Raw genomic sequence first — 22418 nt, forward strand, 5'->3', positions numbered from 1 at the left:
TGAGTAATGACATTGGCTTTTAATGCTAATTTAGCTAATCTAGCAATAGGGGCTTCAATTTTTATAACACCTTTGTGTAAATCTAAGCGGCTAGGGGCGCGAATCAAAACTGCTAATGCCATCATTTCTTTTAAGCTTAAAGTATCTAAATCGCGATCAAAATAATAACGCGCCGCTTGTAATACTCCTCGCCTTTGACTGGCATAAGGAACTTGATTTAGATAAAATTCCAAAATATCGGCTTTAGAGACACGTTTTTCTAATCGAGTAGCCTCAATCCCTTCCAACCAATGTGACCAAAAAGTACGTTTACGTGGATATAAAATACGTACAGTTTGTTCACTAATAGTACTAGCCCCTCGTACAACTCGTAAAGCTTGAATATTTTGCCACATAGCATAGAATCGCGCTATCCAATCAGAACCACCATGCTGAAAAAAGCGTTTATCCTCAGCCAAAAGAAAAAGCTTAGGCAATAATTCAGGTATATCATGTAAAGGCACATAATAATGAATATTCCAATCATTTTGATAAGTGATAGTAAGCGGCGTAGCATAGCGATCTAACACTTGAACTTTTTTAATGCTAGAATTGGTAATAGACAAACTATTAGGTGGCGATCTTAGATCAAGACTAGTTTTCCATATTAATGCGATGGTTAATAAACTGAAAATTAAAATAATTTTTTTCATAAGGCTAAATAAGTGGTAAAAGATTTTATACATTATGCAAACTATATACAAGTTTTGCTACCCTAAGCTGTTACAGTGCCACTATCTAACTGCATTTCCTTAATATCAGTAAATTGTTTAATCTGCACTTCTCCATCAGGAAAATTGGCAATAATATCTAGTTTTCCACCCATTGCTTCTATATAGCTGCGTAGTGTACTAATATATATATCTGTGTCATGTTCTAACTTAGAAAGAGTATCAGCTTCCATAAACAATAGTTTTGCTAATTGTTCTTGGGATAAATGCCGAGCTTGTTGAAGTTCTTGAATGGGCAGTTCGACTAATACACGTTGTACACGCGCTTCTACACGCGCTCTAGCTTCTGGTGATCTCGCATTATGTAAATCAAGAAAATTCTTAGCCATATCTATTTACCTTTGATCTTTTTTAATTAAGCCTTCTTGTTGCAACATTTCTAAATGTTCTTGATATAACTTTTCTGCTACAGGAATTTGTTTATTATACCATCTATCATCGCCAGTTTTGTTACCACCTAGCAATAATATTGCTGTTCTACGGGGATCAAAAGCATACAACACTCTATAAGGATTTCCTTGAGATTGAATGCGTAGTTCCCGTAAATTGTATCTGCTGTTCTGAATTTTGCTACTGTAAGGATATCCCAATGTTGAACCCCTTTCCCCTAGTAATAGTACCACAAAGTCAACATCATCCTTTTCAACTTCTGTAAGGATATTCCACCATTCGCCAAATTCGTCAGTATATTCAATACTCCAAAGCATAATCTATCCTTTTTGCTTTCAGCTTATCCACTAATTAGTCAATGAGCCATATTATAATTATATATATATAATTATCAAAAAACAAGTAAAATCGAAAATCCGTTGTACTATTTTTTTATTAGGTACAACGAATTAACGGAATAAACGAATTTACCTTGAAATATTAATAATCTTTTAATTTTTGATAAGACTATTAATTTCCTTTAAATAGGCAATTTCTTTGTCTTTTTGTTGCAATAGCAGACGTGCTTTTTCTAATTCATGTTCAAGTTCATGTTTTTCACTTGAAGAATCAGTTGATTGTAAATTATTTTTACAATTATTAAAGCTATTATTATAATAATTATTAGCTGCTGCTGCTACCAAATAAAAAACATTTCTTTCACCAAAGCTAAACAATTCCAATAATTCAATCTCAAAAACCGTAGCAATTTTTTCAAGCCGAGACACTGGCACATCGGTTTCGCCTCGTTCAATATTCGCATAGCCATTAACAGACATATATAATTTATCAGCCATATCTTCTTGCGACCAACCTTTTGACAATCGCATAGATCGAATTTTTTCATGTACTTTCATCATACACATTCTCACTTGGTCGAATCACCAGTATTACTTGGTGGTTCAGTAATAAACTTGTTTGTTAGAATAATAAATTACAAATTATTTTATCATAATGGAGAACGATATGTTAATAAAAACAGCTATACAGTTGTTGTGTTCCTTGGTGTTTGTATTTGGACACATTGTAGCCAGTGCAGAAACTGATTTACTTAATTTGGCAACTTATGCCGAAGGCACGCGAGTGCCTTATGGTGAGAATATGGTTGTTGTCCAAGACGAAAAAACTGGTGAAAAGTCGTTAACACCTATCGCAGGATCAGAAGGTAAATTAGATATTCCTATTAATCTCAATGGCAATTCTTTTGAAATTAACTTTGAAATGGATGGTGGTCATCCTAGAGCACATTTTATCTTGGTAGCCGATGAGGTAACTTTTTCATTTATTGCAGGTTATTTTGGAAACGCTATCAGCCTTGAAGGCAAGAGAGGAACGCCTCCTGTATGGCAACAAAACGGCAAAAATATTATCAAAGTCTTGGTAAGTAATGGCGTAGCCAAACTTTATGCCAATGATGCTTTTGTTCAAAAAGTTACCATTAATGAAAAGAAGCAGAATATCACATACACTAAATTATCAGTGACTAATATCGGTGGGGGTTATAGACTGTATAGCCTAAAAATAAAAGGTGGATCGGATGTTCCTGCTCCTAGTGGTACAACAACTCCAGCCACTGGCAATTGCATGGCAACCTATACAGTTGAAGGCAAAATCCATATTCCTTGTCTATCAGTACCTAATGCGTTTGGTGGCACAAACGTTTATGATATTCAAATGCAACAACAAGCAGGAAAAATGACCTTTGATATAGATATGAGCAGTATTAAACCTCATTAATGAAAATTAAAGACCTGTCAGGTCTGAGAGTTTTTTAGTTGGAATTTATTCCTAGGCGGTGTTTGCTGATGTAGAATATTTCGGTCACACTTCATCAAAAGATTCAGCTTGAGGAATCAAATAAAGAAGTAATATTTTTATTAGTTAGCAACCTTGCGATATTTACCATTGAATGTAACATTCATACCACCACAAGAAAATTTGTCATTGCTGATGATTAGGGCATTCTTAAGAAAAGCTATAGTCAAGCGACATCCATCTTTATTATAATACACCTTATTCCTCTTTAGAGGAAATGAACCATTCAATTCGCCGGTATTTACATTCCCAGTAGCCACATTACCTACCCAAACAGCATAACCTGTCACCTGTATCATGCGATTTTTCAATTCTCGAATAGTCAGGTCAGCTGATATAGGCCCAGAACTTCGGTCGTATTCACCTGATATAGAACGATATTTGTTACCAGCTAATTTTTTTAGTTCTGAGATACGTGATTTATATGTATGTTTTATACAGCGGTTAGTTCTACAACGGTTACGTTTGTACAGCCAAGATCGTTGCGCCCTTCTTAATGAGCGTTTATTGCGGGTATTGGCTAAAGCTTTTTGGTATGAAAAAGCCAATAAGTCATCTAAATCAGAAAATAGCTGATTTGAACAAATGGTTTTTTCAACTCTTAACTTAGCCTTTTTGCAATTAAAACTAACAGCATAAGCTTCAAACGCCACCAGCGAGAACAACATTGTGAGAATAAGCTGTGGTTTTATATTCATAATATATAAGTTCCTAATTTAAAATATTTTACACTGACAGTATAGTTGAATTGATGTTAGTTGTCAATCACCATATCCCCCACCCCCCGGAGTTTCAATCACAAACACGTCGCCAGCTTCCATTTCAACAGTATCGGTACCAGCAAGTTGTTCTATTTTACCATCAGCGCGTTGTATCCAGTTGTTGCCTGTTTTAGCCGCACTTCCGCCTGCCATTCCATAAGGTGGGATTTTTCGATGGTTTGAGAGTATTGATGCTGTCATGTTTTCTTTAAAACTAATACGTCGTTTTACGCCATTTCCTCCTTGATATTTGCCTTTGCCGCCGCTGTTGTTACGAATTGAAAAGGATTCTAGTAGTACTGGGAATCGCCATTCTAGGATTTCTGGATCGGTTAGGCGTGAGTTGGTCATGTGGGTTTGTACGGCTGAGGTGCCATGAAAGTTTGCGCCTGCTCCTGAGCCGCCACTGATGGTTTCGTAGTATTGGTATTGTTGGTTGCCGAAGCTGAAGTTGTTCATGGTGCCTTGGGAGGCTGCCATTATTCCTAATGCTCCATATAGTGCATCAGTTATACATTGTGAGGTTTCTACGTTGCCGGCTACTACTGCCGCTGGGTAGTTGGGGTTTAGGATGCTGCCTTTTGGTATTATTATTTTTAGGGGTTTTAGGCAGCCGGCATTCATTGGTATGTCGTCTTGTACCAAGGTTCTAAATACATATAATACTGCTGCTTTGCAAACCGCCGCTGGTGCGTTAAAATTATTATCCTGTTGTTCTGAGGTGCCAGTAAAGTCTATGGTTGCCTCGTCTTGCTGAATGCTGATTTTTACTTTTATTATCGCGCCATTATCTAATTCATATTTAAATTCACCGGGTTCTAATTGTTTTAACAGTTTACGTACTGCTGCTTCGGCATTGTCTTGTACATGTTGCATGTATGCTTGTACGATGGGTAAGCTAAATTGTTGTATCATTTTGTGTAGTTGTTTGACTCCAGTGGTATTAGCGGCTACTTGGGCACGTAAGTCTGCTAGGTTTTGGTCAATTTTACGCGCTGCTTTTAGTATGTTTCTGATTTCAGTTTCACGCCATAAGCCTTGATCTACTAATTTAAATACATCAATCACCACTCCTTCTTCATGCAAATTTTTACTTGTTGCTGGCATAGAACCCGGTGTTATGCCGCCAATATCAGCATGATGTCCACGTGATGCTACATAAAATAGGGGTTTGTTTTGATAAAATACTGGAGTGACTACAGTAACATCAGGTAAATGTGTGCCGCCATGATAGGGATTATTTAGAACAAATACATCTCCTTGCTTTGCAGTTTGTGCCTTAATTACTGTTTCTACGCTATCTCCCATTGAGCCTAAATGAACTGGTACATGGGGCGCATTTGCAATGAGTTGCCCTGTTTGATCAAATACCGCACAAGAAAAGTCTAAGCGTTCTTTGATGTTTACTGAATATGCAGTATTTGCCAGCGTCGCGCCCATTTGTTCGGCAATTGACATAAATAGATTGTTAAAAATTTCTAACATTACGGGATCAACATTGGTACTAATCTGTTTCGGCGCATTTGCTGCTTCGATTTGAGTTAAGATTATATCATAACGTGGAGTAATTTCTGCTTGCCAGTTTGGTTCAACCACGGTGGTGCCAGTTTTTTCAATTATAATTGCTGGACCTTTTATTTTTTGACCAATTGCTAGGTGTTCGCGTGCATAAACTGGTGTTTGATATGGTTTATTACCAGTTGTCATTGTGACGCTATCAAGTTGCTTAAATTCGCAAATTGGTGCAGGTTTTGAATTAATTTTTTGTTCAGATTTATTTATAGCTTCAACTGAAATTGCTTCTACCATTAAGGCTTTATCTTCGCGCACAAAGCCAAAAGTTTGCTTATGAGCAGCGGCAAAAGCGGTTTGCATTTCAGTACAAGAAGCAAAATTGACTAATAAGCTACTATCAGTGCCTGCATAGCGTAAATGTATTTGATATTTGATTTCATTATAACCGCTTGGTTCTAATTCTTTTAGTTGTTGTTCTAAGACTGGAATTAGGCTATCATTCAGTTCGGCATTGATAGATTTTTCTTTCAATTTACGAATATCTGCTAAACCAATCCCTAATGCTGATAATACTCCCGCTTGAGGATGAATTAATATCTTTTTCATACCTAAAGCTTCGGCAACTAAACAAGCATGTTGCCCTGCCGCTGCTCCAAAGCAACATAATACATATTCAGTAACATTATAACCGCGTTGTACTGAAATTTTCTTGATGGCATTTGCCATGTGATCAATGGCGATGGTTAAAAAACCTTCTGCAACTTCGGTGGCAGTCAGGTTTACTTGTTTCGCAAGCTTAGTAAATTGTTGTTTAACACTGACTTCATCAAGCGGCTCTTTGCCTGATTTGCCAAATACTTTTGGAAAATAGTCCGCATTTAATTTACCTAACATTACATTACAATCAGTAATAGTTAAGGGGCCATTTTGCCGATAACAAACTGGTCCGGGTTTAGCTCCGGCTGAATCTGGTCCAACTCGAAACCGTAAACCATCAAAATGCACAATTGAGCCACCACCGGCTGCTACTGTGTGAATACGCATAATAGGAGTTCGCATTCTGACACCAGCAACTTGAGTTTCAAAATCGCGCTCATATTCTCCGGCATAATGTGAGACATCGGTAGAAGTTCCACCCATGTCAAAATTAATGATTTTATCAAAACCGGCTAGGGCAGCCGTTTTCACTGCACCTACATAACCTCCTGCTGGACCAGATAAAATCGCATCTTTACCCTGAAACTTATGAGCATCAGTCAAGCCACCATTAGATTGCATAAATAATAATTTTGCATCACCCAATTCATTAGCAACACTATCAACATAGCGGCGCAAAATCGGCGATAAATAAGCATCAACAACCGTAGTATCGCCACGACTTATCAATTTAATAAGAGGACTAACTTCATGAGAAACCGAAACTTGACTAAAACCTAAATCACGCGCCAAAGCTGCCACTTGTTGCTCATGCTTAGGATAACGATAAGCGTGCATAAATACAATCGCAATGGAATCAATACCTTGACTTTTAACAGCCTCTAATTGACTACGAACATCAATTAATGAAACCGCTTTTAATTCCTCAGAATTTGCACTATAACGCTCATCAACTTCAATAACTTGCTCATATAATAATTCTGGCAACACGATATTCAGAGCAAAAATATCAGGTCTATTTTGATAAGCAATTCTCAAAGCGTCACCAAAACCTTTAGTAATCAATAAAGCGGTGCGCTCACCTTTACGCTCAAGCAAAGCATTAGTAGCCACCGTAGTTCCCATTTTAACCGCCGCGATTTTTTCACCAGCCGGTAAAATTTCACGAATTCCCTGTATTACAGAATTATCTGATAATATCTTATGGGTAAATAAATTTCCATCTGGGGATAAGGCGACAATATCGGTGAAGGTGCCGCCTCTATCTATCCAGAATTGCCAATTTGATTGTTTCATATGTTTGTATGTCATTCTGTTCACATCAAATTCATATTCTTCTTTTGAAACCAGCAAGCAAAACCATAAAAAACAGCAACCCAATAATCAACCAATTACCAACAATAACATAAGGTGTTGTGCCTGTAAATGTTTGAGCTGTAGCACGTAATGTCATGGTTTCAAATTGCGGTGATCTAGCTGTAATTTTACCTTTTTCATTTATAACCGCTGAAATACCTGTATTAGTTGCACGTAATAAATAGCGTCCAGTCTCTAAAGCTCGCATACGAGCTATTTCTAAATGTTGATCTGGCGCGATGGATTCTCCAAACCACGCATCATTACTTATATTCACTAATAATTTAGCTTCCGGCAGACTTTGACGAACTAAGTCACCAAAGGCATCTTCATAACAAATTGATGCTCCAATTGCAATGCCTTCAACATTTAAAGTTGCTTGTTTCTTAGAACCAGCAGTAAATTCAGACATTGGTACATCTAATAGTTTTAATAAATCACCCAACATTGACATAAAAGGAATATACTCACCAAAAGGTACTAAGTGATGTTTATAATAAAATTCATTATTACTCAGATTAGCAAGACCATTATAATAACGACCATCTGGTTCCATCACCGGAATACCAATTAAAAAATTAGTATCTATCTTCGATAAATGTTTGATTAAATCCTTGGATTGATGATAAAAAAGAGGTATAGCTGTTTCTGGCCAAATTATTATATCTGCATCATAATGCGATTTACTTAATCGCAAATAACGATTTATCGTAGGAATTTCATTACTTGATTCCCATTTAAAATCTTGAGGTATATTTGCTTGTACTAGTGCTATTTTTAAGGTTTTATCTTCTGCTTGTGTCCATGATATATTTGATAATAACCAGCCGCTACCCCAAATCACAACTATCAAAACCAAATACTTTTTAAATTTAATACTATATAACAATATTGCAGCAGATAATATTGTAATCCAAGTTACACCATAAACCCCTAACAATGGAGCAAATCCACTTAGCGGCGAATCTATTTGACTATAACCAATACTTAACCAAGGAAAACCAGTTAAAAACCATCCTCTTAACCATTCCATTAATGTCCAAGCCGCTGGTAATATAAAGATATAGATATTATAGCGTCTTACCAGCCAGCCTAACACTCCTATATACAATGCCATAAATAGCACCAACAGAATAGTCAAAACAATTGCTCCTATAAAGGGCAAGCCGCCAAATTGGTAAATGGTGAAATGTATCCATGAAATACCAAACCCAAATAAACCTATACCAAATAATAAACCATATTTAAAAGCATCTTTTGGTGAGGCTGATTGCCATAGATAAAATAATATTGCTGGTGCTACTACAGCAAGAGGATAGAAGGAAAAAGGAGCAAATGCTAACACTAAACTAGCTCCCGCTAATAAAGCAATGACTAATTTCATAATGGTTTCACTTTTAAAGTAATTATATGACGGCGATTAGTTTCTGTCACTTCAAAATGAAAAGCTTCAAGTTCTATTTGTTCGCCTTTTTTCGGTAAATGTCCAAATGCTTGTAACAATAAACCACTGACAGTATCAAATTCATCTTCATTTAATGAAGATCTAAAATACTCATTAAATTCTTCTATTGGCGTAAGAGCTTGCACAACATATTCGCCGTTATCATCTATTTTAATGAAAACATCATCATCAATATCATATTCATCATCAATTTCCCCCACAATTTCTTCAATGACATCTTCAATAGTGACTAATCCAGCAACTCCACCATATTCATTCACTACAATTGCAATATGATTACGACTAGTACGAAATTCGCGTAACAATACATTTAAACGTTTACTTTCAGGAATAAATACCGCAGCGCGCATAACATCTCGCATATTAAACTGAGATTTACCGCTTTTTGCATAAAAATCTAACAAATCTTTGGCTAAGAATATACCTTGTATATCATCCAAATTTTCGCCAATTACCGGAAACCGTGAATATCCAGAATCAACAATTGTTTCGACTAATTTTTCTGGTGGATCATTTGAGTTTAAAACTGTAACTTGCTTTCTGGGAATCATCACATCACGTACATGTGTCTCTGTCACTTTTAATACACCTTCAATCATTCCCAAGGCATCAACATTTAGTAAATTAGCTTGTTCAGCATCACGCAATAAATGAATTAATTGCTTTTTATCACGTAGTTTATAAGCAGGAAAGAATGATTGTTTTAGACCTTCAAACCAAGATATAGAACTCATAAATAAGGATTAGAATAACCTAGGCTGTGTAAAATATCAATTTCTAAATTTTCCATGATATTTGCTTCATAATCAGAAATATGATCATAACCCAGCAAATGCAAACATCCATGAATAATCATATGTGCCCAATGGGATTCAACATATTTTTGTTGTTCAGCGGCTTCATGTTTAACCACAGCGGCACAAATTATAATATCCCCTAATAATGGAATATTGATACCCGGTGGAGATTCAAAGGGGAAGGATAAAACATTGGTAGGATAGCTACGCTGTCGCCATTTTTCATTTAACTCCTGCGCTTCCACTTCATCGACGATACGAATCGTCAATTCAGGATTTGGTTCATCAATAGACTGTAAAGCAGCATTTACCCAAGCATTAATCATCTCTGAATTAGGTAAATCGGCTGCTTTACTAACATACTGTATATCAATATCAGCTTTCATTTTTCAGCTTTTGTATAAGCGTCAATTATACGCCCCACAATAGGGTGTCGTACTACATCTTTAGAGTCAAAAAAAGTGAAACTTATTCCTTTAACATTTTGCATAATTCCAATCACATGATTTAAACCAGATTGAGTTTCACGTGGTAAATCAATTTGAGTTATATCACCAGTTACTACTGCGGTAGAGCCAAAACCAATACGAGTTAAAAACATTTTCATTTGTTCTATGGTAGTATTTTGAGCTTCATCTAAAATAACAAAGGCATCATTTAAAGTACGCCCACGCATATAAGCTAAGGGTGCAATTTCGATCAGATTCCGCTCTAGTAACCTTCCTACTTTTTCAAAGCCTAACATTTCATATAAAGCATCATACAATGGACGCAAATAGGGGTCAACTTTTTGAGCTAAATCACCGGGTAAAAACCCTAGACGTTCACCAGCTTCAACAGCAGGGCGTACTAAAATTAAGCGGCGTACTTGTTCATTTTCTAATGCTTCAACTGCACTAGCAACTGCCAAATAAGTTTTGCCAGTACCAGCAGCTCCAATGCCAAAATTTATATCATGTCTAACAATATGATTTAAATATTTACGTTGATTAAAACCACGACCTTTAATTACGCTACGAGGTGTACGAATTATAACTTCCGCGCCTTCAGTTTGACTAATACTAGCCTCCTGAGAAAATAAATGCACACTATTTGGATTTATTTGTTCTTCAATTGTGGCATTATATAATTTAGAAACTACTTGCGTCACCGTTTGTACCGCATCATTATTTCCAATAATATTAAATTCATGTCCGCGATGATTAATTTCAACGTCGAAACGTTGTTCTAGTTGTCGCAAATGATTATCAAATTGACCACATAGATTAGCAAGTCGCTTATTATCTGGTGGCTCTAAAATTATGCTATTATCTATCATACTTGATATTATATATCATATGTTTAATATAAAAAAGGTAATAATACATTATTATGAGTGATTCTGAACAGATAATTGATCAAGCTAAAACTCTGATAGCAACTAAACAATTTGCAGCGGCTAAACAATTATTAGATACACTACCATTAAATGTACTAGCAACACTTGAAGTCAGTAAATTAATGGTACAAAATAAATTTGCAAGTGTTGCGGATAAAGCATATTCAATAGAATCTTTAGAACAAGTGTTAAAACAGAATCCTAACAATCTACTAGCACACTATTATATTAGCACTCATTTCATAGTAGCTGAACAATATGAATTTGCACTAGAACATTTATTAACTATAATGCGTTTAGATAGAAAATTCAAAGATGATATTGGGCATAAAAGTATATTGGGTGTATTTAATTTATTGGATAATCAAGGTACACTTGTAAATCGTTATCGTGCTAAGATGTCATCTTTATTATACTAAACAATTGGAATACCAATATGATTAAAAAACTCAGCCTATTATTATTTTCCATAGCATTTATTAGCAGTTGTATTTCAAGCAACAAGCAATCTGATTATCAACTTGATAATGATACTTCTTCTTTGACATTTATTTCAGTCAAAAAAACTGATACTGCTGAAATCGGCAAATTTAAGCAATTAGAAGGTACAATTGATAAAAGCGGTAATGTCACATTAAAAGTAGATTTATCTAGTGTTGATACTAACATTGCAATTCGTAATTCTCGAATGCAAGAATTCTTATTTGAAATTGCTAAATTTGCTACTGCTAATATTACTACCAAAGTTGATATGGAAAAAGTCAACAAACTAGCTATTGGTAAAACTATGCTAGAAACTGTTACAATTAAATTAGATTTACATGGTGAACAGAAAGACATTACAGCCAATGTATTAGCAACACGTTTAGCTGAAGATAAATTAATGATAGTTAATCAAACCGCATTATTTCTAAAAGCGGCTGATTTCAAATTGTTAGATGGTATTGAAAAATTACGGAATTTAGTTGGATTACCGCGTATTAGTAAAGTGGTGCCGATTAATTTTGTGTTTACTTTTAAGATGTAAGGTGATTATTATGAATAAAACAATGTTCATTTTACCAATTGTTACTTAATCACAATGATTGTTCAAATTAACTTATTTTAGTTAAGGTGGGTTTAGCTTCGCTGACTTCGTATCGACGAAGCGATACGAAGTCAGCGAAGCTAAACCCACCATCGACCATACCAAACTCCTCTTAATTCAATTACAATGTCAATCAAACAAGAAATTTCCAAACTCAGACAACATATTAATCAATATATCATTGGTCAAGAAGCTCTAGTAACTCGTTTATTGGTAGCATTATTAGCCGATGGGCATTTATTGGTAGAAGGTGCGCCCGGTTTAGCTAAAACTAGGGCTATTAGAATTTTATCTGAAGGTTTAGAATGTAGTTTTCATCGAATTCAATTTACACCAGATTTATTACCCGCTGATGTAACTGGTACTGAAATTTATCATGAGCAAGATGCTAGTTTTAAATTTCAGGCTGGTCCAATTTTTCATAATCTTGTTTTAGCTGATGAAATTAATCGCGCTCCGGCTAAAGTACAATCTGCTTTACTCGAAGCTATGGCTGAACATCAAGTTACTATTGGTAAGGAAACTCATTTGTTGCCGAAATTATTTTTAGTTATGGCAACTCAAAATCCAATTGAACAAGAGGGTACTTATCCTTTACCTGAAGCGCAACGTGATCGATTTTTAATCATGGTAAAGGTAGGTTATCCCGATGTAGCCGCTGAACATAAAATTTTAGCTTTAACTTTGAAAGAGGCTCAAGATACTAGCACTGCTGATATAGAAAAATTATCTCAAGAAACTCTATTTGCAGCGCGTCAAGAGGTATTAGATGTACATTTAGCACCACAATTAGAAGAGTATTTAATCCAAATAGTTGTTGCTACACGTGATCCTTCTGCTTATGGTGAAGATTTAGTTAGATGGCAAGAATTTGGAGCTAGCCCACGTGCTAGTATCGCTTTAGCTCGTTGTGCTAAGGCTTATGCGTGGTTACAAGATCGTGATTATGTTAATCCTGAAGACATTCAAACACTAGCATATGATGTTTTACGTCATCGTATTTTATTGTCATTTGAAGCTGAAGCTGAAGGTATTACTACTGATCAATTTATTAAAGAATTATTACTCAGAGTGCCTGTATCTTAATGAATTACCCAGAAAATTTCGATGTAATTGTTATCGGCGGTGGACATGCAGGAACTGAAGCTGCTCTTGCTTCTGCTCGTATGGGTGCGCGTACCTTATTACTAACTCATAATATTGAAACATTAGGCCAAATGTCTTGTAATCCAGCGATTGGTGGGATTGGTAAGGGGCATTTAGTTAAGGAAGTTGATGCTTTAGGTGGATTAATGGCACGCGCCGCTGATCATGCTGGAATTCAATTCCGTATTCTTAATGGGAGAAAAGGTCCAGCAGTTCGTGCTACTCGCGGGCAAATGGATAGAGTATTATATAAGGCATATGTCAGGAAAGCCCTTGAAATTCAAAAAAATTTAACTTTATTTCAACAAGCCGCTGATGATTTCATTGTCGAAAACGATACGATTAAAGGCGTTGTCACTCAGGCTGGTATTCGCTTTTTTGCTGAAACCGTAGTATTAACTACTGGTACTTTTTTAGGTGGAATAATTCACATCGGTTTATCCAACTTTCAAGGTGGTAGAGCTGGTGATCCTCCTGCTAATGCTTTAGCTAAGCGTTTGAGAAGTTTACCTTTTAATGTAGAACGTTTAAAAACTGGCACTCCTCCGCGATTAGATGCTCGTAGTTTAGACTATTCGCTGATGACTGAACAACCGGGGGATGATCCTGTTCCTGTTTTTGCCTTTCAAGGTGATGCTAGTCAACATCCTGCGCAAATTTGTTGTTATATAACTCATACCAATGAACAAACCCATGATATTATTCGCAACGGTTTAGATCGTTCTCCAATGTACACTGGAATTATTGAAGGTGTTGGACCACGCTATTGTCCTTCAATAGAAGATAAAATTATACGTTTTGCTGATAAAAATTCACATCAAATTTTCATTGAACCAGAAGGTTTAGAAACTGTTGAAGTTTATCCAAATGGCATTTCTACCAGTTTACCATTTGATATTCAATTACAATTAGTGCGTTCCATGAAAGGCTGTGAAAAAGCTCATATTACTCGCCCGGGTTATGCGATTGAATATGATTTTTTTGATCCTCGCGATTTACAATACAGTTTAGAAACTAAATTTATTAAGGGTTTATTTTTTGCTGGGCAAATTAATGGCACTACTGGTTATGAAGAAGCCGCTGCTCAAGGTTTAATAGCAGGCTTAAACGCGGCTTTACAAGTACAAGGTAAATCAGCATGGGCACCTCGTCGTGATGAGGCTTATATTGGTGTTTTAATTGATGATTTAATCACTATTGGTACTAATGAACCTTATAGAATGTTTACTAGTAGAGCCGAATATCGACTGTTATTACGCGAAGATAATGCCGATTTACGTTTAACTGCTACAGCAAGAAAACTGGGTTTAATTGGTGATGAACAATGGCAATATTTTGAAAATAAAAGGCTTGCAATAGAGGCTGAAAAACAAAGATTAAGTAAAATTAAATTAAATAATACTAATGCCTTAGAATTATTACGCCGCCCTGAGATGACATATGAAACATTAGAAATCAGCGCGACAAATGTAGCAGCAGCAGTAAGTCAACAAGTTGAAATTCAACAAAAATATAGCGGCTACATAAAACGTCAAGAAACAGAAATAGCTCGATTACGTCGCTATGAAGAAACTAAAATTCCAATAGGCATTGACTATAATAAGATAAAAGGCTTTTCCAATGAGGTTAGCCAAAAATTACAAAAACAACGCCCAAACACTATTGGGCAAGCCTCAAGAATTCCCGGTATTACTCCAGCGGCTATTTCTTTGTTGTTGGTGCATTTGAAAACTAAGAATGGTTGATTTTTGACTGGGTGTTCACTGATGCCTAATAACGGAACTAAGTTACAAATAATGTTACACAAACTCAATATCAAAAATTTCACAATTTTTTCTGATAATCAATTTGAATTTGCCCCCGGGATTAATATGATTATTGGAGAAAATGGTACTGGAAAAAGCCATTTACTATATTTGGCTTATACGATTGATTATGTATGGCGCGAAGCATTACAAATTTATCTATCTGAGCATAAAATTAAAGATAAAGAATCATGGCAGCGTGACTTAGCGGAAAAATTAAAAAGAGTATTTAGACTTATGTAAAGCTTTAACTGCTACACCTTTAAAAGCTAAAGCTTTTCAAAAAATATCACACTTAGTGGCACCATTAGAATAAATTTTACAAGGTAAAGTAGTATTAGAATTTAATAATTTCTATTTCTTATCAAATGAATACGGCAAGATGGAAATCTCACTAATACCTGAAGGATTACGTAAAATAGGGATGCTATCTTACCTAATTTCGACAGGAGGTTTAACAAGCGGCAGTACTTTATTTTGGGATGAGCCAGAATTAAACTTAAATGCCAAACTACAAGTAAAACTGGTTGATACTTTAGTAGCACTAGCAAAATAACTCAGAACAGCAAGTAATACAAGGAGATGACTTGACTGATTTTGCAAGGAATTAAAGTTCTTGAATGTAAAGTGTTTTGTTCACAATAAGAAAAGTTATGCAAAAAAACCGTTAGGTTGGAAAGTTAAGGGATAAACAATAAATCACTTAAAAACAAAGTATTATATCGTAGGTTGGGTTAGCTTATTGAGCGTAGCTCAATAACGTAACCCAACATTTTATCATGCTCTGTTGGGTTACGTTTTTTTACTGCGTAAAAAAATCTAACCCAACCTACAATTTAGCTTATTGAAAATAAATATATAAATTATTAAGTTAATGGCATTGAGGTGATTCAGTACAACTAATAGCTAATTTCATTTTAATCGTATATAATTTGTAATGATATATAAAAAAATAAGGCAGAGTATTATGATTAGTTTGTTAGGTGAACGGTTGTCGCAAAGGCTTCAGGGATTGAGCCTCTGCTTGTTGTTATGCATAAATAGCATAGTTTTTGCTGCAACTTCTATTGAAGGTATTTACAGCTTCTCAGGTAATGATTATGCCGGCATTTATACCGGCAAAGCCGAAGTGCGTTGGCAAAATGGGCATTACAAACTGGTCAAGCTGAAAGATTATACAGAATTAAAGGTTCAGGGTTTTCATATTTCAAGCGCAGTTGAAGGCACAGCACAAGCCCATACTGACGGCAGCATTACGATGGCTTACGATCTTGATGTAGTAGGATACATTAAACATGCCGATGGCTTTATCCGTGAGGCTGATTTTAATAAAAACACTCCGATAAGCATCACAGAAATCCTGATACCTAAAGATACTGCAAATGAATATAGTGGAGAATATTCAGCGTATTACCAAGGAAAAAACTATAAATTTTCCGAATCATGGCATAAAATAGGTACATTGCAAATACAACCCCTATGGACAAACCAGCGTATTGATCTTCCCACAGTAGATAATACCAGAGCATCTTCCTTGGGAATCATAACAACAGTGCTTCCAAATTATTATCAAGCTGAGTTTCATACACTGCCTCAAATCGCACCCTATACCCAGCGCAAAGAGTTTAAGGATCGTATTCATTATTGGGTTTTCGATCCCACTGATTACAACTATTATCAACAAAATCCAAACCGTGTTCGCGTGATTCAAAAACTCATTGATCCGATCAGCATTGCAGAAGCCAAACTCAGAAACAGTGCTTATCGTTATAATCTAAAGGCTAAAGCTGCATTTTTTGATGATGAAGTTTCAAAATTGCAAATCAATGAATTGGGTTTTGTTTCACAATGGGATAGCTGGGAAAAACGCTATCGACACGATGGTGATGCTTTAATATGGACAGGCGTTTATGTGTCTGCAATGGCAAAAAAATATCTCGTCACACGAGATCCTTCAGCCTTAAACAAAATGCTGAAATCGCTCAATGCCGTTATCAATGCAATTGATATTGTGCGTACAAATCCTGATGATAAGCTTGCTAATACCTTCGCACGTACCATCATGTTGGATCGTGGTCGTGCCAATAGCAATCCCGAATGGCGACGGGGTAGGATGCAATATTCCGAGTTTAGCGCAGTAGAATACAAGCGTGGTGGCAATAATGATATGAGTAGGGGCATTGTGATAGCTGCCTATTGGTCAACAAAAGCCTTGCGTACTCTATCCAGCCCTGAATATGCTGACATTACAAAACGCTATGGTGATATTCGTACACGCATGATTGAAGCTCTGATTGCTTTACGTTATGAACATAAGTCCTTATTTGTAACTAACTGCGGTTTCAGTAGGCTTTATAAAGTCAGAAAATGGCCACGTTCCATGCAGTTGAATCTAGTCTTGTATAATATGCTGCGAGATAAACCTAATTATCAACATATTCTTGAGTGGAATAAGGATATCAGAGAATGCTACAGACGTCTCAAAATTTACTCCAAGACAACAGAATGGAATTTAACCAATATTGCAGGAGTGGTCAGTGATTGGTCGGGAAATCATCTGAAGATTTGGTCATTCTATCTCAATTACTTGGGCTTTGTTGATGCTGCTGGAGAACAGTCAGAAGAAGCCAATGATTACCGTAAGTTTCTTCAAGATGCAGATGAACACATGTTGACACATCGTATAGGGCTGTTTAGACTGATTGCTGGTACATTACGTCATAAACCGAATCGTCCTTTCTGGATTGAACAAGCCTTATGGCGTTTGCGCGAAATACCAACTATACGTGGGGAATATGAAATTGATTGGACAATCAATCCTAAACACACAGCCTCACCTTATCCAGAACTGATCTGGAAATACAGACGCGCAGAAGCTGCTGAACGTGTACAAAGTTTACGCGCTTACCCTTTATTTGAGTCTGCCACATCTAGTTATTACTGGAAAGAAAACCCTTTTAATTTACATAAAGGACCCATAATAACAGGATTATCAGGAATTGATTTTCTTATCGCCTATTGGTTTGGGCGTTATCATGGAGTAATTAGGGAGTATATGTGAAAACTTACAATTGGCAGGATATTATTGATGTTATATTAAGCTATAAACGGCAACTTATTTCTGCACATATTATAGCTATTATAGCTACTATTTTAAGTGTGCCTCTGCCTTTGCTTATTCCTTTTGTGATTGATGAAGTTGTACTTGATAATCCTGCTACTATCGTCAATACTGTCAATTCGCTGTTTCCAATTAGTTGGCATGGAGCGGTTTTAACTGTTATCGTTATATTGTTGTTTAGTTGGTTCCTACGTATTTCTAGTTTGTTATTTTCAGTCTGGCAAATGCGTCAATTTACTATTATTTCCAAAGCTGTAGTGTTTCGTATTCGTCAAGAATTGATTAATCGTCTTCAGCGCGTTTCAATGGTAGAATATGAAACTTTAGGTGGCGGCAAAATAAATTCTCATTTAGTCACAGACTTAGATACCTTAGATCAATTTCTTGGAGTTAGCCTTAGCAAGTTTTTACTCGCTGTTTTGAGCATGATTGCTACTGCAATTATATTGTTATTGATACATTGGCAACTAGCTTTAATAATTTTAATTATTAATCCTTTGGTTATTTATGTAACTATAAGTCTTGGTCGTAAAGTTAAGAAATTAAAGGCAAAAGAAAATAAAGCTTATGCAAAATTTCAAGAAATTTTAACCGAAACCTTAGAAGCGATTCAACAAATTAGAACCTCTAATCGAGAACATTATTATTTTGGGCGGGTTAATCAAAGTGCCTCTGAAATCAAAGAATATGCAATTGATTATGCTTGGAAAAGTGATGCCGCTAGCCGCTTATCTTTTAATGTGTTTATATTAGGTTTTGAAACATTTCGTGCAACTGGTATATTAATGGTGCTATTTTCTGATTTAAGCATTGGGCAAATGTTAGCGGTATTTGGCTATTTATGGTTTATGCTGACTCCAATGCAAGATATAATCAACATTCAATACAGTTACCATAGTGCGAACGCGGCTTTACAACGAGTTAATCAACTGTTTAGCCTCTCAATGGAGCCACAATATCCACAAAAATACAATCCATTTAGCAATCAAACCACTGTATCTTTAAGATTAGATAATATAAATTTTAATTATAATCAATACGATAAAGTACTAGAAAATATATCCTTAGAAATTAAAGCCGGAGAAAAAGTAGCCTTTGTCGGCACCAGCGGCGGCGGAAAAACAACATTAGTACAAGTAATATTAGGTTTATATGCACCTCAATCAGGTGATATTTATTTTAATAAGATTCCAGTCAATCAAATTGGTTTAGAAATAGTGCGCGAAAACGTTGTAACCGTGTTACAACATCCAGCCTTATTTAATGACACACTACGCATGAACATAACTTTAGGGCGACAATTATCTGAAGATAAATTATGGCAAGCCTTAGAAATAGCCCAACTAGCCGAAACAGTAACAGCTATGGAAAATGGATTAGATACCATCTTAGGGCAACGCGGCGTGCGCCTTTCTGGAGGGCAACGACAACGAGTAGCAATAGCACGAATGATACTCGCAGAACCTAAAATAGTAATTTTAGACGAAGCAACCTCAGCCCTTGACACCGAAACCGAAGCCAAACTTCATACCGCACTAAACGATTTCTTAAAAGACAAAACTACTTTAATAATAGCTCATCGTTTTAGCGCGGTAAAACAAGCAGATCGAGTATTTGTATTTGAACAAGGCAGAATTATAGAACAAGGTAAGCATGAAGACTTAATGCTTCAAGATGGTTTGTATGCTAAATTGTATGGTTAGAACTTATCTATGGTGAGTAAGATAATTTTAATCTGGAAGTAATGTATGAAATTGGTCACTGGACACTTTCTTTATTACCGGAAATTGAAGAAAATGGTCATGTTAATATGAACCGTTGTATTAATATTGACTATACTATTCTTTTTATGCAGACTTATCGGAGCAGGAGAAAAGCGTAAAGATAAAAAAAACATAAAATTAAATCTGGAAGTTATAACTACATGGATTGCATATAAGCATGGATTTATTATTTAAGTTTTGTAGTTTTGTAGCTTGGGTTACTTAAAAATTCAACTTCTATGCTGGCTATGCACCAACAACAGCAGCCAATATATTAGATAGTTTATTATTTAATTCTAAACCATTTCGTTTGGAAATAAAATAAGTACTCGTAGGGGCAATCCCTTGTGGTTGCCCTCTCTGCTGTTATTGAACCCCAAGAGTTAGCATGTTGTTGATAATTTAATGAAACATTAAAAATACACACATAGCCAATATTTCAAAGCAACTAATCACGATTAACATATAAGCAATGCGTCGCGCTGATGGTTTCATTGTTTGCCATACACGGCACATATACCACCGGTATAATGGAAACCATTTCCAGCGTTGCCAACTTTGTAAGTATTTATATATCGCGTTGCCCCAAGGGATTAGACTTTTGTCAACTTCAGCTAAGTCTGCTTCGGAGCTGCCGCTATAGTCGTCAGTAATTATTAACGCATTGGCTTCAATTTTTAAAATTGTTGCCTTTTTTATACCGCTTTCATAGTTAATTTTTAAGCCTTCTACTGAGATTGTGGTGTTTATTTCTTGGTTATTACTCAGGTTTTTGAAATGTATATGATAGGTATTAGTGTCAATTTGTCGCCATTCTATGAATTCTAGCAGTGGATTTATACGATATAATGCCTTCTACTGAGATTGTGGTGTTTATTTCTTGGTTATTACTCAGGTTTTTGAAATGTATATGATAGGTATTAGTGTCAATTTGTCGCCATTCTATGAATTCTAGCAGTGGATTTATACGATATAATCGTTCTAAATCACTGCAAAATTCATGTAATTGCTTATTTGATAATGGGGTTGCTATACGTACCCATGCTTTATCTTCACTAGACATTTGGGATAATCAGTAAAGGAATGGATAAGTTAGCCAATATTTTCTTACAATCCATGCGTGAATTCAATCCAGTTTCAGATTTAGGGCGAGTGGAGCCGATTACAATTAAATCAAAGTTGTGTGAATCTGCTACTTTTAATAAACATTCAGTTGGTTTTCCCTGTAGCAATTCCAGATTATAATTAATATTGCGTTCTGCTGCGGCAGCACTTACTCGCTGAATATTTATTTCAACTTCCTGTTTTAATTCAGCTTCTAAATAATTGCCATAGTCAATTTGAGTGATCGCATTATTTAACCAATCATCTCCCATCATACCTTTCCAAAAATCTGGTATCACTATCAGATGATATAAGTCGCTATCCGATAAATTCAAAGCGGCAACTTCTGCCGCACAAGCACCCGGTGTACCATGACTTGCTAGTAAAATATTATTATAAGACATTAATCAACCAACAAATATACGCCTAATGCAATTAGCAAAGAACAAGCTAATGCCATCCAATCTTCATGACGATCAGTATTAAAGATTGTTAAAGCGGAACCACGTTTAAATTTAATTTGTTCTTTAGACATTTTTTATATCTCCATAAAATTAGTAAGGAATGAACTTATATTATTTATTTCTACTTAATTCAGCATAATTTAAAGAAATCACATTATCAATTATACCATGTAACCAAATTATACTAGCATTAACTGCTTGTGGTGGTTCTATAAAAGTAGAGAATTTAGACCTGTCAGGTCTTTGAACTATATTAAGTCTTGTAGGGTCGGTGATAACCGACCATTCTGATATTTTAGATTAACACTAAATGGTCGGTTACGCGATGCTCCACCGACCCTACTACCTAATTTTAATTTATAAAGGCTAAATCATGAAAACCTATCATGGTAGTTGCCACTGTAAAAAAATCAAGTTCACAGTAACTACAAATTAAATGAGCAACTGAAAAAATAAGGCTAATCAGCCTAGGGATGATGTATATCATATCATTAAGCCCTGAAGGGGCGTATTAAAACATGTATTAAAACCAATATCTTCGCCAAAAGTTGAGTTTAGTACAACGAATTAAGAAATAAGCTAATTTATTTATTTATAATTTCTTGTTAGTTAAGCTTCTTTTTTAAATTAGTTCATTTCCTAATTCGTTGTACTAAAGCAGTAGCATTTGATCAATTGAAAGATTGAGGTCATATGTTCTCTGTAAAAAAGTATAAAAATATATCATTAGATTGAGCAATTTTCTAAAGCTAATGCTGATCAGCAGAAGAAGCAATCAATTCGAGGATACATTACAAATTTCAAAACTGTTACTAAATGATCAAGAAGATTTAATTCATAAAGCGGTAGGCTGGATGCCAAGAACTATGTTAAGATATGCAAATAAAATTTTTTTGTTCAGTTATACTCAACATGGTAACAATTTGTGATTCTTGTCATCCTCTTTGTTTAAGCTCTTTCTCTTTTATCCATTCATTTAGCCGCT

General features: G+C 35.5%; 23 protein-coding genes. 10 read left to right on the forward strand and 13 right to left on the reverse strand.

Annotation, left to right across the window (positions count from 1 at the left end; translation table 11 throughout):
- The 4 genes from BHU68_RS06565 to BHU68_RS06580 form a co-directional block, all read right to left on the reverse strand.
- Positions 1 to 692: biosynthetic peptidoglycan transglycosylase (locus BHU68_RS06565; protein WP_253182185.1), on the reverse strand; the 692-nt coding region annotated here is incomplete at its 3' end.
- A 62-nt stretch (positions 693 to 754) separates the two neighbouring features.
- Positions 755 to 1099 carry an XRE family transcriptional regulator gene (locus BHU68_RS06570; RefSeq protein ID WP_069471748.1) on the reverse strand — a complete coding sequence of 115 codons (345 nt, stop codon included), beginning with the start codon at positions 1097 to 1099 and terminating at the stop codon, positions 755 to 757.
- Positions 1100 to 1105: 6 nt separating this feature from the next.
- Positions 1106 to 1477: a type II toxin-antitoxin system RelE/ParE family toxin gene (locus BHU68_RS06575; RefSeq protein ID WP_069471747.1), complete on the reverse strand. Its 372-nt coding sequence runs from the start codon at positions 1475 to 1477 to the stop codon at positions 1106 to 1108.
- Between the two features lie 174 nt (positions 1478 to 1651).
- Positions 1652 to 2059, reverse strand: coding sequence for a helix-turn-helix domain-containing protein (locus tag BHU68_RS06580; RefSeq protein WP_216092604.1), 408 nt, complete (start codon positions 2057 to 2059; stop codon positions 1652 to 1654).
- A 106-nt stretch (positions 2060 to 2165) separates the two neighbouring features.
- Here BHU68_RS06580 and BHU68_RS06585 point away from each other — a divergent pair, with 106 nt between their 5' ends.
- Positions 2166 to 2936 (forward strand): hypothetical protein, encoded by a 771-nt coding sequence (locus BHU68_RS06585; protein ID WP_069471745.1) that lies wholly within the window; start codon positions 2166 to 2168, stop codon positions 2934 to 2936.
- A 140-nt stretch (positions 2937 to 3076) separates the two neighbouring features.
- On the opposite strand, the gene BHU68_RS06590 is transcribed toward BHU68_RS06585, so the two are convergent.
- The 6 genes from BHU68_RS06590 to BHU68_RS06615 form a co-directional block, all read right to left on the reverse strand.
- Positions 3077 to 3712 carry a lysozyme inhibitor LprI family protein gene (locus BHU68_RS06590; RefSeq protein WP_069471744.1) on the reverse strand — a complete coding sequence of 212 codons (636 nt, stop codon included), beginning with the start codon at positions 3710 to 3712 and terminating at the stop codon, positions 3077 to 3079.
- Positions 3713 to 3775: 63 nt separating this feature from the next.
- The gene (locus BHU68_RS06595) at positions 3776 to 7258 is read right to left on the reverse strand and encodes a hydantoinase B/oxoprolinase family protein (RefSeq protein WP_069471750.1); all 3483 of its coding nucleotides are present in this window, start codon (positions 7256 to 7258) and stop codon (positions 3776 to 3778) included.
- A 16-nt stretch (positions 7259 to 7274) separates the two neighbouring features.
- Positions 7275 to 8687 (reverse strand): apolipoprotein N-acyltransferase, encoded by a 1413-nt coding sequence (gene lnt, locus BHU68_RS06600; RefSeq protein WP_069471743.1) that lies wholly within the window; start codon positions 8685 to 8687, stop codon positions 7275 to 7277.
- The gene (locus BHU68_RS06605) at positions 8684 to 9502 is read right to left on the reverse strand and encodes an HlyC/CorC family transporter (protein WP_069471742.1); all 819 of its coding nucleotides are present in this window, start codon (positions 9500 to 9502) and stop codon (positions 8684 to 8686) included. Before BHU68_RS06605 ends, lnt begins: the two co-directional genes overlap by 4 nt.
- Positions 9499 to 9951: an rRNA maturation RNase YbeY gene (gene ybeY / locus BHU68_RS06610; protein WP_069471741.1), complete on the reverse strand. Its 453-nt coding sequence runs from the start codon at positions 9949 to 9951 to the stop codon at positions 9499 to 9501. Before ybeY ends, BHU68_RS06605 begins: the two co-directional genes overlap by 4 nt.
- A complete protein-coding gene (locus BHU68_RS06615; protein WP_069471740.1) occupies positions 9948 to 10883 on the reverse strand; it encodes a PhoH family protein in 936 nt (311 codons plus the stop codon). Before BHU68_RS06615 ends, ybeY begins: the two co-directional genes overlap by 4 nt.
- Before the next feature lie 53 nt (positions 10884 to 10936).
- Between BHU68_RS06615 and BHU68_RS06620 the strand changes: the two genes are divergently transcribed.
- From BHU68_RS06620 to BHU68_RS06650, 8 genes are all read left to right on the forward strand, one after another.
- Complete coding sequence (locus tag BHU68_RS06620; protein ID WP_069471739.1) at positions 10937 to 11362, forward strand: tetratricopeptide repeat protein; 426 nt, start codon at positions 10937 to 10939, stop codon at positions 11360 to 11362.
- A 17-nt stretch (positions 11363 to 11379) separates the two neighbouring features.
- Positions 11380 to 11970, forward strand: coding sequence for a YceI family protein (locus BHU68_RS06625; RefSeq protein WP_069471738.1), 591 nt, complete (start codon positions 11380 to 11382; stop codon positions 11968 to 11970).
- A gap of 186 nt (positions 11971 to 12156) precedes the next feature.
- Positions 12157 to 13116 (forward strand): AAA family ATPase, encoded by a 960-nt coding sequence (locus BHU68_RS06630; protein ID WP_069471737.1) that lies wholly within the window; start codon positions 12157 to 12159, stop codon positions 13114 to 13116.
- Positions 13116 to 14921, forward strand: a complete 1806-nt coding sequence (gene mnmG / locus BHU68_RS06635) for a tRNA uridine-5-carboxymethylaminomethyl(34) synthesis enzyme MnmG (RefSeq protein WP_069471736.1) — start codon at positions 13116 to 13118, stop codon at positions 14919 to 14921. Before BHU68_RS06630 ends, mnmG begins: the two co-directional genes overlap by 1 nt.
- A gap of 21 nt (positions 14922 to 14942) precedes the next feature.
- Positions 14943 to 15224, forward strand: coding sequence for an AAA family ATPase (locus BHU68_RS06640; RefSeq protein WP_069471735.1), 282 nt, complete (start codon positions 14943 to 14945; stop codon positions 15222 to 15224).
- Between the two features lie 73 nt (positions 15225 to 15297).
- Positions 15298 to 15537, forward strand: coding sequence for an AAA family ATPase (locus BHU68_RS16885; protein ID WP_338140380.1), 240 nt, complete (start codon positions 15298 to 15300; stop codon positions 15535 to 15537).
- A 468-nt stretch (positions 15538 to 16005) separates the two neighbouring features.
- Positions 16006 to 18042, forward strand: coding sequence for a hypothetical protein (locus tag BHU68_RS06645; RefSeq protein WP_069471734.1), 2037 nt, complete (start codon positions 16006 to 16008; stop codon positions 18040 to 18042).
- The gene (locus tag BHU68_RS06650) at positions 18039 to 19805 is read left to right on the forward strand and encodes an ABC transporter ATP-binding protein (protein ID WP_069471733.1); all 1767 of its coding nucleotides are present in this window, start codon (positions 18039 to 18041) and stop codon (positions 19803 to 19805) included. Before BHU68_RS06645 ends, BHU68_RS06650 begins: the two co-directional genes overlap by 4 nt.
- A gap of 859 nt (positions 19806 to 20664) precedes the next feature.
- On the opposite strand, the gene BHU68_RS06655 is transcribed toward BHU68_RS06650, so the two are convergent.
- The 3 genes from BHU68_RS06655 to BHU68_RS18005 are packed head-to-tail and all read right to left on the reverse strand — an operon-like array spanning position 20665 to position 21504.
- Positions 20665 to 20928, reverse strand: coding sequence for a hypothetical protein (locus BHU68_RS06655; protein WP_069473725.1), 264 nt, complete (start codon positions 20926 to 20928; stop codon positions 20665 to 20667).
- The gene (locus BHU68_RS06660; RefSeq protein ID WP_069472922.1) at positions 20921 to 21373 is read right to left on the reverse strand and encodes a universal stress protein; all 453 of its coding nucleotides are present in this window, start codon (positions 21371 to 21373) and stop codon (positions 20921 to 20923) included. The genes BHU68_RS06655 and BHU68_RS06660 overlap by 8 nt, the downstream gene beginning before the upstream one ends.
- Positions 21373 to 21504 (reverse strand): hypothetical protein, encoded by a 132-nt coding sequence (locus BHU68_RS18005; protein ID WP_256359159.1) that lies wholly within the window; start codon positions 21502 to 21504, stop codon positions 21373 to 21375. Before BHU68_RS18005 ends, BHU68_RS06660 begins: the two co-directional genes overlap by 1 nt.
- A 681-nt stretch (positions 21505 to 22185) precedes the next feature.
- Between BHU68_RS18005 and BHU68_RS18310 the strand changes: the two genes are divergently transcribed.
- The gene (locus BHU68_RS18310) at positions 22186 to 22362 is read left to right on the forward strand and encodes a DNA alkylation repair protein (protein ID WP_083235045.1); all 177 of its coding nucleotides are present in this window, start codon (positions 22186 to 22188) and stop codon (positions 22360 to 22362) included.
- Positions 22363 to 22418 lie beyond the last annotated feature (56 nt).

This window comes from Candidatus Marithrix sp. Canyon 246 (genome assembly GCF_001723685.1).
Taxonomy (GTDB): domain Bacteria; phylum Pseudomonadota; class Gammaproteobacteria; order Beggiatoales; family Beggiatoaceae; genus Marithrix.

Excerpts from the sequence above, each read along its gene's own strand:
- mnmG (WP_069471736.1), top strand. The coding sequence starts at position 13,116 with ATGAATTACCCAGAAAATTTCGATGTAATTGTTATCGGCGGTGGACAT.
- BHU68_RS06595 (WP_069471750.1), bottom strand. The coding sequence starts at position 7,258 with ATGACATACAAACATATGAAACAATCAAATTGGCAATTCTGGATAGAT.
- BHU68_RS06570 (WP_069471748.1), bottom strand. The coding sequence starts at position 1,099 with ATGGCTAAGAATTTTCTTGATTTACATAATGCGAGATCACCAGAAGCT.
- BHU68_RS06575 (WP_069471747.1), bottom strand. The coding sequence starts at position 1,477 with ATGCTTTGGAGTATTGAATATACTGACGAATTTGGCGAATGGTGGAAT.
- BHU68_RS06580 (WP_216092604.1), bottom strand. The coding sequence starts at position 2,059 with ATGATGAAAGTACATGAAAAAATTCGATCTATGCGATTGTCAAAAGGT.
- BHU68_RS06640 (WP_069471735.1), top strand. The coding sequence starts at position 14,943 with ATGCCTAATAACGGAACTAAGTTACAAATAATGTTACACAAACTCAAT.
- BHU68_RS06620 (WP_069471739.1), top strand. The coding sequence starts at position 10,937 with ATGAGTGATTCTGAACAGATAATTGATCAAGCTAAAACTCTGATAGCA.
- BHU68_RS06615 (WP_069471740.1), bottom strand. The coding sequence starts at position 10,883 with ATGATAGATAATAGCATAATTTTAGAGCCACCAGATAATAAGCGACTT.
- BHU68_RS06605 (WP_069471742.1), bottom strand. The coding sequence starts at position 9,502 with ATGAGTTCTATATCTTGGTTTGAAGGTCTAAAACAATCATTCTTTCCT.
- ybeY (WP_069471741.1), bottom strand. The coding sequence starts at position 9,951 with ATGAAAGCTGATATTGATATACAGTATGTTAGTAAAGCAGCCGATTTA.
- BHU68_RS18310 (WP_083235045.1), top strand. The coding sequence starts at position 22,186 with ATGCTGATCAGCAGAAGAAGCAATCAATTCGAGGATACATTACAAATT.
- lnt (WP_069471743.1), bottom strand. The coding sequence starts at position 8,687 with ATGAAATTAGTCATTGCTTTATTAGCGGGAGCTAGTTTAGTGTTAGCA.
- BHU68_RS06585 (WP_069471745.1), top strand. The coding sequence starts at position 2,166 with ATGTTAATAAAAACAGCTATACAGTTGTTGTGTTCCTTGGTGTTTGTA.
- BHU68_RS06630 (WP_069471737.1), top strand. The coding sequence starts at position 12,157 with ATGTCAATCAAACAAGAAATTTCCAAACTCAGACAACATATTAATCAA.
- BHU68_RS06655 (WP_069473725.1), bottom strand. The coding sequence starts at position 20,928 with ATGTCTAGTGAAGATAAAGCATGGGTACGTATAGCAACCCCATTATCA.
- BHU68_RS06625 (WP_069471738.1), top strand. The coding sequence starts at position 11,380 with ATGATTAAAAAACTCAGCCTATTATTATTTTCCATAGCATTTATTAGC.
- BHU68_RS06660 (WP_069472922.1), bottom strand. The coding sequence starts at position 21,373 with ATGTCTTATAATAATATTTTACTAGCAAGTCATGGTACACCGGGTGCT.
- BHU68_RS06590 (WP_069471744.1), bottom strand. The coding sequence starts at position 3,712 with ATGAATATAAAACCACAGCTTATTCTCACAATGTTGTTCTCGCTGGTG.
- BHU68_RS18005 (WP_256359159.1), bottom strand. The coding sequence starts at position 21,504 with ATGTCTAAAGAACAAATTAAATTTAAACGTGGTTCCGCTTTAACAATC.